Source organism: Methylobacterium sp. WCS2018Hpa-22, from assembly GCF_031843785.1.
Classification (GTDB): Bacteria; Pseudomonadota; Alphaproteobacteria; order Rhizobiales; family Beijerinckiaceae; genus Methylobacterium.
In genome coordinates this window covers 451,234-464,308 of sequence record NZ_JAVTJA010000001.1, presented here as the reverse complement: position 1 = coordinate 464,308, position 13,075 = coordinate 451,234, and the positions used below count along the sequence as shown (strand labels likewise).

Here is a 13,075-nt window from a genome sequence, read left to right as displayed (position 1 = left end):
AGCGGGGCCGGCGGTGACCCCGGCCCCGTCCGGTGGTTCACGCGAGCGTCAGGTGGTCCACGACGGAGCGCACGCCTGGAGCGGACCAGGCGGCGTTCTCGACGAGGCTGCGCTCGTGCCAGGCGTGCACCTTGCCTTCCAGCGTCACCTTGGCGTCCTTGACCGTCACCTTGATCCCGTCGGCCTCGACCTCAGCGTTGCGCTTGAGAGCCGCCTCGATCTTCGAGCGCACGTCCGTGGCGCTCGCTTGTGGCTTGACCTCGATCATGTTGATGATGCCGGCCACGCCGGAGAGGCGCTTGAGGGCGGCCTGGGCCTCCTCTTTCTGATACTGCCACGCGACTTGGCCGGTGAGCGTAATCCAGCCCTCCTGCACCTTCACCTGCACGGCGTTTTCCGGAACGGTGACGGACCAGTCCAGCATCTGCACGGCGCGCTTGGCCAAGTCCTCGTCCCGGGGCGGTGCCTCGCCGGCGAAGCGGACCTTGATCTCCTCGACCACGCCGCGCACGCCGCGCACCTTTCGGGCCGCCTTCTCGGCCGCCATACGCTCGGTGTAGGTGCCGGCGTGCCCGGTGAGTGTGACGATGCCGTTGTCCACGGCGACGCCGATGTTGGCCGCATCGATGCTCGGCTCGAAGTCGAGCTCGTCGATGATATTCTGGCGCAGGATCTTGTCGTTCATGGGAAAGCTCCTTCCAGGGGGACCGGCATCCGTCCTTCAACGATGGCCGGGTCCCGCATCCTGGCTCCCGCAGGCTGGCGGGCATTGATCCAGCGCAAAGGGCTCCCGGGATCGGATTCTGTCCTCCATCGGGCATTCCCTGCGCTTCGCCTGGTTCCCCTCCGCCAGACGGCCCATCCGGACAGCCCGTGCGACAGCATCGGTCAGGCACGGTCGGTCGAGCACCGGAACGTCGCCGAAGGCCCGCGGAACGGGGATGGAGCCCGAGAACAACGCGAACGGGATGCCGCGTCGGCGCAGCGCGCAGGCAAGGGGAAAGCAGGGTCCTTCCTGCAGGTCGACGCTGACGAGGGCGAAAGCCGGCTCGCTGCGGGCAAGCCCATCCACTGCCTCGTCGTAGGTCGGGTAGGGGCCTTCGACCGCGTAGCCCTCATCCGTCAGCGTGTCCTCCAGCCACATGGCCGGCAACGCCTGAGGCTCCACCACGAGTACGACCGGTCTGAAGACTTGATCGTTTCCCGACATGGCGTGTCCCTATGTTGATCGAAGCGTCGAGGCTCGTTCAGGACAGCATGGCCGGCCTTGATCTATCGCAACGGCAGGAGCGTGCCGAGCCTATCGCAACGGCAGGAGCGTGCCGAGCAACATCGCGGCGACCGCGAGCAGCATGCAGGCGGTGGCGACCCAGCCGAGCCACCGAAGCGGCCCGCGGACGGCGAAAGTCCCCATGATGTCGGTGCGGGCTGCGGCCAGCATCATCACGGCCATGATCGGCACCGCGATGACGCCGTTGACCACGGCGCTCCAGTAAAGCGCCCGGATGGGGTCGACGGCACCCAGGCTGATGATCATGCCGACGATAGTGGCGAGGGCGACCGTCCCGTAGAAGGCGCGTGCCTCCAGCAGGCGCCGGCCGAAGCCCACCGGCCAGCGCTGTGCCTCGCCGACTGCGTAGGCGGCTGATCCGGCCAGGACCGGCACCGCCAGGAGCCCGGTGCCGATGATGCCAAGCGCGAAGACGCCGGCCGAGAGGGGACCGGCGATGGGCTGGAGCGCCTCCGCGGCCTGGGCCGAGGTCTGGATGTCGGTGATGCCGTGCGGGTGCAGCACCGCGGCAGTCGTCACCATGATCGCCAGGGCGACGACGTTTGAGAACGTCATGCCGACGAGGGTATCGACCCGGATTCGGTGTAGGGCAGCCTTGCCTTGCTCGGGGGCATGAACGAGGTCGCGCCGCCGCGGAAAGGCGTGCAGGTCCTCGGCCTCCTCCGCCGCCTGCCAGAAGAACAGGTAGGGGCTGATGGTGGTGCCGAAGATCGCCACCAAGGTCGTCAGGCTTGCCCCGCTGCCGTCGAGACGAGGCACCGCCATGGCCCATCCGAGCTCGGACCATGAGACATGGGCGAAGATGACCACGCCGAGATAGGCGAACAGACTCATGGTCAGCCACTTCAGCACGGCGACGTATCGTGTGTATTGCAGAACCAACTGCATGTAGACGCAGGTACCGGCGAACAGCGCGACGTAGAGCCAGCGTGGTCCCGGCAGCAGGAGGTTCAGGGCGTCCGCCATCGCCCCGAGATCCGCACCGAGGTTCAGGACGTTGGCAAAGAGAAGGAGCATCACCACGGCCTGCAGGAGGCCGTTGGGATAGTGCTGGCGCAGGACGCCGGCGATGCCGTGGCCGGTGGTGCGCCCGATCCGCGCCGAGACCATCTGCACGGCGGCCATCAGGGGCAGGCTGTAGAGCATGGTCCAGCACAGGCCGTAACCGAGTTGCGCTCCAGCCTGCCCGTATGTGGCGATGCCGCTGGGGTCGTCGTCCGAGGCCCCCGTGATCAGTCCCGGTCCGAGAACGCCGAGCAGGCGTGGTTTTGACGGACCGACCGCGGCACTCAGGCCCTCCGGATCGTCCGGCTCGGCCAGGATCCCGGTGACTGGTACCGGCACCTCGGTCATAGGCCGATGCCCCGCGTGTCATCAGGGCAAATGTCGTGCGTGAGTGACGACAGGGCATCGGGCGCGGACCAGATCGTGCGGGCGACCTTCAAGGCAGCGTCCAGGTCATCGCGGTCCGTACCATAGCGACGGCATAGGGCTTCGAGCCACGGCAGCGTGCCGTCAGGCCCTGGCCAGATCGCCGTGGCCGAAACGTGGTACATTCCGTCGAGGGCCTCGATGCCGTAACCGGTGACGGCCCATTGCCGCCCCCGCCAGTGCACCGGTTCGGTAAGCTCGTGTCCCATGACGTCACTCCCATTCGAAACGGGGTTACGTGAGTTCTTCCTGCACTTCCGCCGCGTCGCAGGCATCCGCTCGAAGCCGCCAATCCACCAAGCCATTGGCTTCGCAGAACAGGGTCTGCCCGGCTGTGATGGCAGAATCCGATGACGGAGCCGGGACGAGGACCTGATGCTGGAGCGCGCGCCGCTCATGGCCGGTATCGTCGCTGACCTGCTTGTGGAACGTGACCAGGAACATCCTCATCGGACCGCCTCCGTCCTCTTGTGACGAGACGCCGTCTCGTCCTTCGCGATCGGAGATGAGGCCGGAATCGGATGGTCGCCTTGATCTGCCGCAAACCCGGCCCCCGCGTGTGGGTAGAAGCGGGCGCGCTTCGGCGAACGAAGCGCGTCGTGGGGGTCGGAGGACGCCACCCGATGGGCATGGGCCTTGCCGTGCAGCGGCCAATACCGCTCCATTGCGAGATAGGTGAACGAGGCCGACCAGCCGATCAGCAATAGGCCGTTCAGGGCCTCGACGCCGGAGATCAGGCGGGCATGCCCGACGGGGAAGTGGTCGCCGAAGCCAAGGGTGGTGTAAGTGACCACCGAGAAGTACAGGCAGTCCTCGAAGGTAGTGACCGGCACGCCCGCGAAGGCGCCGTTGCCCAGCCGGAGCACGAGCAGCCAGTAGGCCCCGGCGTAGATCCAGACAGCCATCGTGTGCCCGACGAAGGCCGCCAGCACCACCACGAGGATGCGGGCGTGCGGTGGAATTGGAAGCTCCGAAAGGTGCTCGGAGGTCAGGCGCAGGATCTCGTACAGCACCAGGATGGTGGTGATGACGAGGACGACGCTGGCTGCCATGGCCAAAAGCATGGGGCGATCTCGGAAAGGACCCGGGAAACATGCGCCGCGCCGCGACGGCCGCCTTGACCTGCCTCAACGCAGCCTCGGACGCCCGCACCAGCTTTCAAGTCCGGCGGTCAGCGGGCTCTGATCCAGATCAACGCGGGACCCGATCCCTTGCCGTCTCCTGGTGGATGCGCCCCAATCCCGGGCGTGCGTCAGCAAGGGAGGTCGGCATGCCGGACGTTCGCGTATCCGAGGATCTGTGGTCCACCGGAATGCTGCCCGAGGGCATCCTGGAGCGCTGGCTGGTCGAGGACGGGGCCAGGGTGACGGCCGGGGAAGCCGTGGCCGCCGTCCGAATCGGCGAGGCGCTCCACGACATCGTCTCGCCGGTCGGGGGACGCCTGGAAGTGGTCGCGCCAGCCAGCGAGGTCGTCGACCCGGGATGCATCATTGCCGAGGTTCATTCCTGACGCCGCGCGGCGGCCGGACCTTTGAGGGAGATCAAGGCCGGCCGGCCCGCGAGGCGAGAGGATGACGGGAGCGAGCCGCGGCGGATTGCGGCGCGGTCATCGGTTGGAGGCCTCGCATGGCCCGGTCGCAACTACACGCGCGCCCCTCACTATCGGGATGGCGGACGGACCAGATCCTTCTCGGCGCCCTGCAGCACGCGAGTGGCGCCGCGCTGGTGCTGGCCGCGTGGGTCCTCCTCCTTATCGACCAGGGACGGCCTGGCGCCTCCGCCCTCCTGCCGGGAATGCTGATCTTCGGGCTGTCCGCCGCGAACCAGCTCCGCTTCCGAGCCGTGCTGGAGCGCGCCGTCGCGCTCACCGGTGCCTGGACGCTGCTGGCCCCCTGGATGCTCGGGTTCGCCACCAACGACGTGGCGACCTGGGCCCACGTGACGCTCGGTGGTTTGACCCTCGCGTCCGCGCTGGCCTGGCTCAATCTGGGGAGGAAGCCATGACCAGAGCGTCATTACCCCAAGCCGGAATTGTCGCCCTCGCGGAATTGGCGATGCTCGCCATTACGTTCCCGGCTGCTGCCGGCCCGGATGAGGATCACCGCATCCAGGGCTGGACCGTTGCCGCGCAGCTTTGCAGCCGGTGCCACGTCATCGGCAAGGAACCACAGGAAGGCGGGCACGTCGGACCGGACTTCCGGACCATCGCCGCCATGCCCTCGACCACGGGCGTGGCGCTCAACGTCTTCCTGCAAAGCCACCATCAATGGATGCCGAGCGTGCGACTGGACCGGGACGAGCTGGATGCGGTCATCGACTACGTTCTCAGCCTCAAGACGGCGGAGCCCGCGAGGCCGTGAGGCCGGAGATCGAGAGCGATGCTTCCCTTTCCCGTACTCCTGGCCGACATCGGCGGCACCTACGCCCGGTTCGCCATCCTGCCGCGGCCGGACGCACACCCGACGCCGATCTGGAAGGTGACGACGGCAGTCTTCCCCGGCCCGGTGGAGGCTATAAGGTCCTATCTTGATCGGCCCGGAATGGTCATGCCGCGTGCGGCGTGTCTCGCCGTCGCGGGTCGGGTCGGTAGCGGTGTGACGCGCCTGACCAACGCGCCCTGGCGGTTCGACCTCGCTGAGATCGGCCTCGCGCTCGGCTTCGACGCGTTGCGGCTGATCAATGACTACGTCCCCCTCGCGGCTGCCCTCACGATTCTTGACCCGGCCGACCCCGCCGACCTGCTGCGGATCGGTCCACCGGCCGCCGGAACGGGCACCCGCCTCGTCATCGGGCCGGGGACGGGCCTCGGCGCAGCGGCCCTGATCACGGCAGGCGAGCGTTACCTGATCCAGACGACGGAGGCCGGGCATATCGGGTTCGGACCCTGCGAGCCAGATGACGGCCTGCCATGGCACCGACTGATGCCGTTGGAAGGCAGGCTGACGGCCGAAACCCTGTTGTCCGGCCCTGGCCTTGTAAGGATCGCACGGGCGCTTGCGGCGGCACGTGATGCAGAGGTCTGCTGGCGCCTGCCGGCGGAAATCCTCGACGGCAGGGCGGGGAACGCGGTCGCGCGCGAGACTGTCGAACAGTTCACACGCCTTCTAGGCCGCTTCGCTGGCGACTTGTCCCTGATGTTCGGGGCGACCGGAGGCGTCTTCCTGGCCGGCGGGATCGCTCCGCGGATCATCGCGGACCTGCAGGGCGACGCGTTCCACGCCGCCTTCGAGGACAAGCCGCCGTTCCAAGAGGGGATGTGCGCCGTCCCGCGCTTCGTCATCACGCGCCCGGAGCCCGCCATCGATGGACTGGCCGCGCTTCTGGCAGACGAAGACGGCTTCCTGTTCCCCGGCCAGGACTGGCGCAGGGTTGAGGCAGATCAAGGTCGTGCATCGACGCCCGCCGCACCATGAGAGTCTCTCGCGGTCGAGCCCAGGAGCGAACCCCATGTCCTATGCAAGCCTCATGGTCGCGGTCGATGACGGACGCCACTCCGCAGGGCGGGTCCGCTTGGCCGCTGAGCTCGCCCACCGCTTCGGCGCACGCCTGGTGGGGGCAGCCAGCTGTCTGCCTGAGTATCCGCAGGGCTTCGGCGAGACCATCGTTCCGGCCGGCATGGCCATCGAAGAGATCCGGGTGGCGGCCCTAGACCGGCTCAAGAGCGCAGAGCAGGTCTTCCGACAGGCCTCGTGCCTGAACGACCGGGTCACCTGGCGTTCCGACCTCGCCGCCTCGGTCCCCTTCCTTGAGCAGCAGTCGCGGGCATCGGACCTGATCGTCGCCGGCCGCTACGCGGATGACGAAGGCGTCTCCCCCGGAATGGTGGTCGGCATCGGCGACGTGCTGATGGGCAGTGGCCGACCCGTTCTAGTGGTCCCGCCGGGCGTCGAGCATCTGGGTGCACGGCGCGTGATCCTTGGCTGGAAGAACACCCTTCAAACTCGCCGAGCCGTCTCGGACGCCCTGCCGTTCCTGCGGCGTGCAGAGGCCGTCCGGGTGTTGCGGATCGCGGATGGCGAGGAGCGGTCCGAGATCGAGGACGTCGCCGCATTCCTGACACTGCACGACGTCAACGCGACCGCGCACGTTGTGAAGCCCTCTGGATGGACCGTTGCCGACGACCTCAGGACGGCGGCCAGCGAGTTCGACGCGGACCTGATCGTGACGGGCGCCTACGGCTACAGCCGCCTGCGCGAGTGGTTCTTCGGCGGGGTCACGCGCGACCTGCTGTCGAAGGGCCCCGTTTCCTGCCTGATGTCCCACTGACTGCAAGTCCGCTCATGTCCAACCCGGGCAACCCCGAACATCCCGAGCCGGGTTTCCCGCCACCGTCGCCGGCGTTCCCGCCCGAGCCTGGCCAGGCCCCCCTGCCGGAGCCCTTGGGCGTGCCGACCTGGGAGCCCGAGGGCATTCCGCCCACCAACGAGCCCATAGGCGTTCCTGGCGGGATGCCCCCGGAGATCGTGCCCTGACGCGTTCCGATCTCGAAGCCATTCAGACATGAGCCGAAGGTCGTTACAGGGCGACGGAGTTCCTGCCATCGGGGAAGCTGGGCCCTCGTAGCAGGCCAAGCTCCAACTGAGATGGTCCGACCTGGTCGGGCAAATGCAGGTAACCGGGGTCGAAGTCGGCAAAGGCTGCCAGCCGGTCGAGGTCGGGGATGGTAATAACCCCTTTCACGAGCCTGATCCGGTCGGCGTCCTGGAGGGCGTGCAGCACCCGATTGACGTGAACCAGCGAGATCGCCGTGATGTCCGCGATCACCGCCTGCCGGATTCCTGTCGCGAACGCCTCGCATTCACGGCACCCGGTCGCACGGAGCCTTGTCACGATCTCGCAGAGGAGGTGGGCGATCTGCCGTTCAGCGTCCCGCCCGGCGTTGACGAGCCATCGTTGGGCAATGCCGAGTTCGATGAGCGTCAACCAGCCGAGACTTCGCTCGACGCCCCGGTGGGCCTCGACCAGGGAGTGTAGCGCGTGGATGGAAATGTCAGCGACCTCACCAGCTGACAACGTTTTAACGCTGCCTGGGCGACCAAAGGAGAACAACGAGCCCGAACCACAAAGATCTCCCGGGAAGTACAGCGAGACGATGCGTCTGAACCCTCCGGGTTCTGTCTCGTAGCGGCAAGCCAGACCGCTGAGGATGAGGTGGAGGCCTTGTCCGCCGTCAAGGTCGGTACGCGCCGCGACGAATCGCCGTTGAAGCGGAAGGGCAAACAGGGCGTGACGGTCCACCTCTTCGAGGTGGCCGCCTCTCTCCAGCCGTCGGACCAGCCATGCATGCATGTCCAGCCCGCCGATGCCGGCGCCGCTCACGTGGCCTTGATCTCGATGCGCTTGGGAGTGGCTGTCGTCAGCGAGCCCTTGGGGAGCCTCACGGTCAGGACCCCCTTGTCCATGCTCGCCTCGATGTCCTCGGCCTTGATGCCCGGAGGCAGGTCCAGAGTGCGGGCGAAAGCGCCGTAGGATCGTTCGGTGATCTTCCACGAGCTTTTCGTCTCTTCCTTCTCCTGGCGCTTCTCGCCGCTGATGACGAGCGTATCGTCGGCGAGTTCGATGCGGACCTCATCGCGCGAAAGCCCCGGCAACTCGGCGGTGACCTCGATGCCCCCGTTCTTCTCGACGACGTCCATGCGCGGCAGGGCCCCTCCTTGCAGGAGCGCCGGTAGGCCGAGACGAAGGTCGCCAAACATCTGGTCGGTCAGCCGATGCAACGGCCAGAGGGTGGCTTGTTGATCGCCGGCTGGCGTGCCGCCACGGTCGCCAAGGGCGAGAAGCGATTTTAGGTTCATTGGATAGCCTTCCTTGCGCGGAGCCGGTGAGCCTGCTCGTTGGAAAGGTGAGGTCGGGTCTTCGCCTCAGCCTTGATTTGGATCAAGCGCGGGAGACCTTGCTCAAATGAGGAAGCCCATCTCGCAAGGGTTTTGCAGACAGTCTCACGTCTTCCAAACTCCCTGGCACGAAACCCTTCAGGTTTGACCTTGAACAAGACCTATGACCATCGGCGGAGATGCCTTCCTCAACGCGATGGCCGAAGCCGGTTGCCGCGAAGCGTTCGGCCTTCGTGGGGTCCGGAAGGCGGCCGTCGCTCAAGCAAGGAGGATCGGTCCGCTACAGGCCGCTTCACAAGGTCCCTGCCCGGGACGGGAATGCGGTCGAGCTGCATCCCTGTCGGGTTCGGGGGAGCCAAACGCCTGTTCGTCAGGCGGCGAGCGCCGGCGCCGGTTCTTCGAGTTCCAGGGTCGGACCGAAGGTCTCGAACCGCACCCGCTCCGCTGGGACTCCGGCGCGGTGCAGGCCGTCGGACAGCGACGCCATGAACGGCCCAGGCCCACACAGGTAGAACGTCGCTCGTGCATGGGGCGTGTTCGCGATGAGCCACTCGGCCGTGACGAGCCCCTCCTCGTCGTAGTCGACGCCGAGCCGGTCTTCCGCCTCCGGAGCCGCATAGAACGTCCGGACATGAAGGTTGGGGGTCGCTTCGGCGGCGGCGGCCAGTTCCCGACGCATGGCGTGCACCCGTCCGTTCAAGCTCCCGTGGACGTACCAGGTCGGGCGTTCGGGTGCCTCCGAGGCGATGGCACCGAGCATGCTCATCATCGGAGTGAGGCCGACACCGCCGCTCACCAACACCACCGGGGCGCCGGTCGTGCGGTCCAGGAAGAAGTCCCCTGCCGGTGGTGCCACCCGCAGGACTGTACCTGGCGCTGCGTGGTCGTGAAGCCAGTTCGACACAGCGCCCGCGGGCATGATCGGACCCGCCTCGCGCTTGACGGTGATGCGGTAGGCGCAGTCGTTCGGGGCACAGGAAATTGAGTAGGTCCGCTTAAGCACCCCATGCCCGGGAAGGGTGAAGAGGAATCCGAGGTGTTGCCCCGGCTCATGACGTAGGATCGGACCCCCGTCCGCAGGCACGAGGACGAAGGAGCGGATCGTATCGCTTTCCTCGGTGACGCTCTCGACGACGAGGTCGCGCCAACCGTTCCAGCCGCCGGACTTTGCCGCGAGGTCGCGGTAGATTGCTGCCTCACGGCCGATCAGGAGTTCGGCGAGAAACCAGTACGCCTCGCCCCAGGCGGCGCAGATTTCGTCCGTGGCCGCCCCGCCCAGGATGTCGCCGATGGCGCCGAGTAGCGCATCCCCTACCGCCGGGTAGTGCTCGGGCAGGATGTTGAGGGCGACGTGCTTCTGGGCGATGCGCTCCACCGCGCCACCGAGGGCGCCCAGGTTGTCGATGTTGCGGGCGTAAGCCAGCACAGCCTGGGCCAGCGCCTTCGGTTGCGAGCCGTTCTCGCCTTGGTGGGACTGGTTGAAGAGGTCCCGCATCGCCGGGTCGCGGAACAGGCGTTCGTACATGCGCCTGGTGATCTCCAGGCCGTGCACCTCCAGAGCTGGGACGGTGGCCTTGATGAGATTGACGGTGGTCGGAATGAGCGGAGTGGGCATGACGTTTCCCGGGTCAGTTCGGTCACCGTGGTCTGGCACCCATGCGACCCGGGGGATTTGTGCTGGATCAAGGCACCGTCCGACGTCCCGTGCAGGCTCCAGTCGTCAGAGACTCAGCCACAGACGATTTTCACGGGGACAAAGGGATTCTCCGGGTTTCACTGCCAAAGGCGTTGAGCAGGATTTTCGCCCAAGGATCACGTAGCTCCACGCAAGAGATCACGATTCCCATCGTAAGCCTCAGTGGAATCACCGCCGAGTGTCAGGAGACGCGGGCACGCCGGCGACGGAGGATTTCCTGGCCGGCGACCTGTAGGCGCTCGCCGGCCAGGCGCTTGCCCACCTCGAAATCGCCGCCCCCATTCCTGTACGCCCGGGCGACGTGAGTGAGCACTTTCTGCAGCGTCACGGCATCCCCGCGCATCGGGATCTCGCCATCGTGGGTGTCGACGCCCTCAGGCAGGAAGGCGACGGCCAGACCGAGGATTACGGCCTCGTCCACGGCGGCGGCCGCGCGCTGGTCCTCGCGCCACCTGCGGGCCCTCTCCTTGGCGTTCTCCCGCTCCCGGGCAGCGCGGGCGGCGCGAGAGACGTGCGTCTCGGGCTGCGGGAATGCTTCGAGGGCGTCGAGCGGGATGGCGGTCATGGAGTGAGGATGCCACTCGGCCCAGCAAGGGAGAAGAGCGGGTTCAAGGGCGTCAAGGTAGACGGTCCCGCACACGATCCGACGCACCGTTTTTCGGCCTTCGAAAGGGCGGTCTGCACACAATGTGTTACGGAGTATGCTCCCCCTGGCCGAAGGCCAATGGCGGGGCAGGGAGATTATTTTCGCTCCCACCCTGCCTTCAGGACGGGTTCCGCGATCCTCGGTTCCTGAGGGAGGCTCGCCAGACACCCTTCCCCGTCCCGGTGACCCTGGATACCGCCTACCCCCGGCATACCCCCGTGGCGGCCATGCCAGGAACTGTGGCGGGCCTGTCTTCCATCCTTGCACCGTGGATTATCGATCCCGTCCTTCAAGTATATGGCTAGGATAGGGCCGACCCCTTCCGGGTTTGACCTTGCCAGCGACCCGTGTACCCTCCCTGCATCGAAGTCGGCTCAAGTCGTGGCAGAGGTGCCCCGCGGCTTAGCCCAGCACAGGGACCGTCGTGACCCCCCACAACATCTCCGGAGGCCAGGCCTCCACCCCCGCGGCGCCCGAGGGCCGTCGCTGGTCCTTCCAGGTCGATCAGCTCACGTACGCCCGCCTGCTCCACCCCAAGGGCGGAACCGGCCAGGTGGCTTTCGGCGGCCCCAAGCCCGGCCGCAAGCTGGGGCCCGATGGCAAGCCCATCTACACGTGGACCGACCAGCGCTGGTCCCCGCACGCCCTCGCGACCCGGACCCCCGACCTCGGCGGCGCCCGGTTCATGTCCATGGCGTCGTACCGCTATCATCAGAGGGGCGAGCCCAAGCCCTCGAAGAACGAAGCCAACATCGTCGCTATCGGCTCGTCTTGGGTCGACCTCGACAGCTACTCGACGCCGGAATGGGCCAACACCCCGCCCGAGGAGATCCGCGAGGTCATCCTCAACACCGCCGAGGATCTCGGTCTCCCCGCTCCATCCTGGATCACGTTCTCGGGCCGCGGGCACCTCGTTGTCTGGCAGTACCCGGCGCAGGCATGGCACCTCATCGGAACCCGCTGGAAGGCCATGCAGCGCATCCTGCATGAGCGGTTCCTGTTCCTGGGAAGCGACCCATCTGGCAGGACGGCCACCAAGTGGTTCCGCCTGCCCATGACCCGGAACGAGAAGTCGGGCGCCCAGGTGTCGTTCGCCTGGCCCCATAGCCTCGCGGACATCCAGCGCACGACCTTCGACGCGTTCGGCGCCGCCGTCCTCCCCCATGCTCGCCAGTCCAAGGAAGACAAGGCCAAGGCCAAGGCCGACCGGATCGCGAAGGCCGCCGCCGCCCGTCCCCGCCGGGAAGGCCACCACGGCGCCAAGCTCGGCTGGAGGTCGTACTGGGGAACGCTCCGTGCCGACCTCGACCGGCTCTTCGCCCTCCGTCACGGCACCGGTCCCGTCCCGGATGGAGGTGGCCGCAACGCCTGGATCAAGGCGCTCGCCTACGCCGCCGCATGGGACATGCCCGCCAGCGACCTGGAGGGCTACGTCCGGTCCGAGGTGGCCCGCTGCGGCCTGTCGGAGGCCGAGGCCCTGGCCAAGACGGTGACGATCCGGAGGCGGGCCAAGGACGCCGCCGAGGGCATCCGCGTCATCTACCAGGGGCGGAAGGTCGACCCCCGCTACCGCCCGGCGCCCAAGACGTTCTGCGAGGATCTCGCCATCACCACGCTGGAGATGCAAAAGGCGGATTTGCGCATGCTCGTCGATTCCACCAGGAGGAAGGCCAACGCCGTCGGTCGGGTCATCACCGCCCGCCGCCTTGCCGGCGTCACCGGCCGGGACGTCCAGCAGGCCACCCGGCTCGCCGTCGGCAAGGCCGCCATCGACATGCGCGATCTCGGCCTGACGAACGCCGAGATCGCGCATGTCTTCGACCTCCCGACCCAGCGCTACCTCGACACCTGCCTCCGGGACGCGCGGGCCGTGCCCTCCATCGGCGCCGTCACCCCGAAGCCCAAGGCGAAGCGCGCCCCGAAGCCGGTCCCGGCGCCCGAGCCCGTCGTCGAATCCGTGACCGTCGACGCCGAGCCCGAGGAGGCCTCGCGCGCACACGAAGTGTTACGGGGTACTAGGGAGAATTCGGCGACCGGTGACGGCGTGGTTGTGGCGCGCATCAGCAGGACATATGATCTCGGTGTCCCGACGGTTGGCACCTACCTACCTCAGAGACAGACGCCCGCTGCGCGCCATCCGGCCCGGCGGGCGTCTTCGCGTCTGGTGGAGGCGTGAC

At 67.3% G+C, this 13,075-nt stretch carries 16 protein-coding genes; 6 read left to right on the top strand and 10 right to left on the bottom strand.

What is annotated here, in order from left to right; genetic code table 11:
- Positions 1–37 precede the first annotated feature (37 nt).
- The 6 genes from RQI43_RS02185 to RQI43_RS02160 form a co-directional block, all read right to left on the bottom strand.
- A complete protein-coding gene (locus RQI43_RS02185; protein WP_311274053.1) occupies positions 38–685 on the bottom strand; it encodes a BON domain-containing protein in 648 nt (215 codons plus the stop codon).
- Positions 686–721: 36 nt separating this feature from the next.
- The gene (locus tag RQI43_RS02180; protein WP_311274052.1) at positions 722–1,210 is read right to left on the bottom strand and encodes a histidine kinase; all 489 of its coding nucleotides are present in this window, start codon (positions 1,208–1,210) and stop codon (positions 722–724) included.
- A 90-nt stretch (positions 1,211–1,300) separates the two neighbouring features.
- Positions 1,301–2,644: an Nramp family divalent metal transporter gene (locus tag RQI43_RS02175; RefSeq protein WP_311274051.1), complete on the bottom strand. Its 1,344-nt coding sequence runs from the start codon at positions 2,642–2,644 to the stop codon at positions 1,301–1,303.
- The gene (locus RQI43_RS02170; RefSeq protein WP_311274050.1) at positions 2,641–2,931 is read right to left on the bottom strand and encodes a hypothetical protein; all 291 of its coding nucleotides are present in this window, start codon (positions 2,929–2,931) and stop codon (positions 2,641–2,643) included. Before RQI43_RS02170 ends, RQI43_RS02175 begins: the two co-directional genes overlap by 4 nt.
- Positions 2,932–2,956: 25 nt before the next feature.
- Entirely contained in the window at positions 2,957–3,172 is a 216-nt protein-coding gene (locus RQI43_RS02165; protein ID WP_311274049.1) for a hypothetical protein, read from the bottom strand.
- Positions 3,169–3,786 (bottom strand): potassium channel family protein, encoded by a 618-nt coding sequence (locus tag RQI43_RS02160; RefSeq protein ID WP_311274048.1) that lies wholly within the window; start codon positions 3,784–3,786, stop codon positions 3,169–3,171. Before RQI43_RS02160 ends, RQI43_RS02165 begins: the two co-directional genes overlap by 4 nt.
- Positions 3,787–3,992: 206 nt before the next feature.
- Here RQI43_RS02160 and RQI43_RS02155 point away from each other — a divergent pair, with 206 nt between their 5' ends.
- The 5 genes from RQI43_RS02155 to RQI43_RS02135 all read left to right on the top strand — a co-directional run bounded on the left by RQI43_RS02155 (position 3,993) and on the right by RQI43_RS02135 (position 6,988).
- Entirely contained in the window at positions 3,993–4,232 is a 240-nt protein-coding gene (locus RQI43_RS02155; protein WP_311274047.1) for a biotin/lipoyl-containing protein, read from the top strand.
- A 116-nt stretch (positions 4,233–4,348) separates the two neighbouring features.
- Positions 4,349–4,726 carry an SPW repeat protein gene (locus tag RQI43_RS02150; RefSeq protein ID WP_311274046.1) on the top strand — a complete coding sequence of 126 codons (378 nt, stop codon included), beginning with the start codon at positions 4,349–4,351 and terminating at the stop codon, positions 4,724–4,726.
- Positions 4,723–5,082: a cytochrome C552 gene (locus RQI43_RS02145; protein ID WP_311274045.1), complete on the top strand. Its 360-nt coding sequence runs from the start codon at positions 4,723–4,725 to the stop codon at positions 5,080–5,082. Before RQI43_RS02150 ends, RQI43_RS02145 begins: the two co-directional genes overlap by 4 nt.
- An 18-nt stretch (positions 5,083–5,100) precedes the next feature.
- Positions 5,101–6,135, top strand: a complete 1,035-nt coding sequence (locus RQI43_RS02140) for a glucokinase (RefSeq protein ID WP_311274044.1) — start codon at positions 5,101–5,103, stop codon at positions 6,133–6,135.
- Between the two features lie 34 nt (positions 6,136–6,169).
- Positions 6,170–6,988 (top strand): universal stress protein, encoded by an 819-nt coding sequence (locus RQI43_RS02135; protein WP_311274043.1) that lies wholly within the window; start codon positions 6,170–6,172, stop codon positions 6,986–6,988.
- Positions 6,989–7,237: 249 nt separating this feature from the next.
- On the opposite strand, the gene RQI43_RS02130 is transcribed toward RQI43_RS02135, so the two are convergent.
- The 4 genes from RQI43_RS02130 to RQI43_RS02115 form a co-directional block, all read right to left on the bottom strand.
- Positions 7,238–8,041 (bottom strand): Crp/Fnr family transcriptional regulator, encoded by an 804-nt coding sequence (locus tag RQI43_RS02130; RefSeq protein WP_311274042.1) that lies wholly within the window; start codon positions 8,039–8,041, stop codon positions 7,238–7,240.
- Complete coding sequence (locus RQI43_RS02125) at positions 8,038–8,517, bottom strand: Hsp20/alpha crystallin family protein (RefSeq protein ID WP_311274041.1); 480 nt, start codon at positions 8,515–8,517, stop codon at positions 8,038–8,040. The genes RQI43_RS02130 and RQI43_RS02125 overlap by 4 nt, the downstream gene beginning before the upstream one ends.
- Before the next feature lie 409 nt (positions 8,518–8,926).
- Entirely contained in the window at positions 8,927–10,171 is a 1,245-nt protein-coding gene (hmpA, locus tag RQI43_RS02120; protein ID WP_311274040.1) for an NO-inducible flavohemoprotein, read from the bottom strand.
- 262 nt (positions 10,172–10,433) lie between these two features.
- A complete protein-coding gene (locus RQI43_RS02115; RefSeq protein ID WP_311274039.1) occupies positions 10,434–10,817 on the bottom strand; it encodes a hypothetical protein in 384 nt (127 codons plus the stop codon).
- A 505-nt stretch (positions 10,818–11,322) separates the two neighbouring features.
- On the opposite strand from RQI43_RS02115, the gene RQI43_RS02110 reads away from it, so the two are divergent.
- Positions 11,323–13,074 carry a hypothetical protein gene (locus RQI43_RS02110; RefSeq protein ID WP_311274038.1) on the top strand — a complete coding sequence of 584 codons (1,752 nt, stop codon included), beginning with the start codon at positions 11,323–11,325 and terminating at the stop codon, positions 13,072–13,074.
- Position 13,075 lies beyond the last annotated feature (1 nt).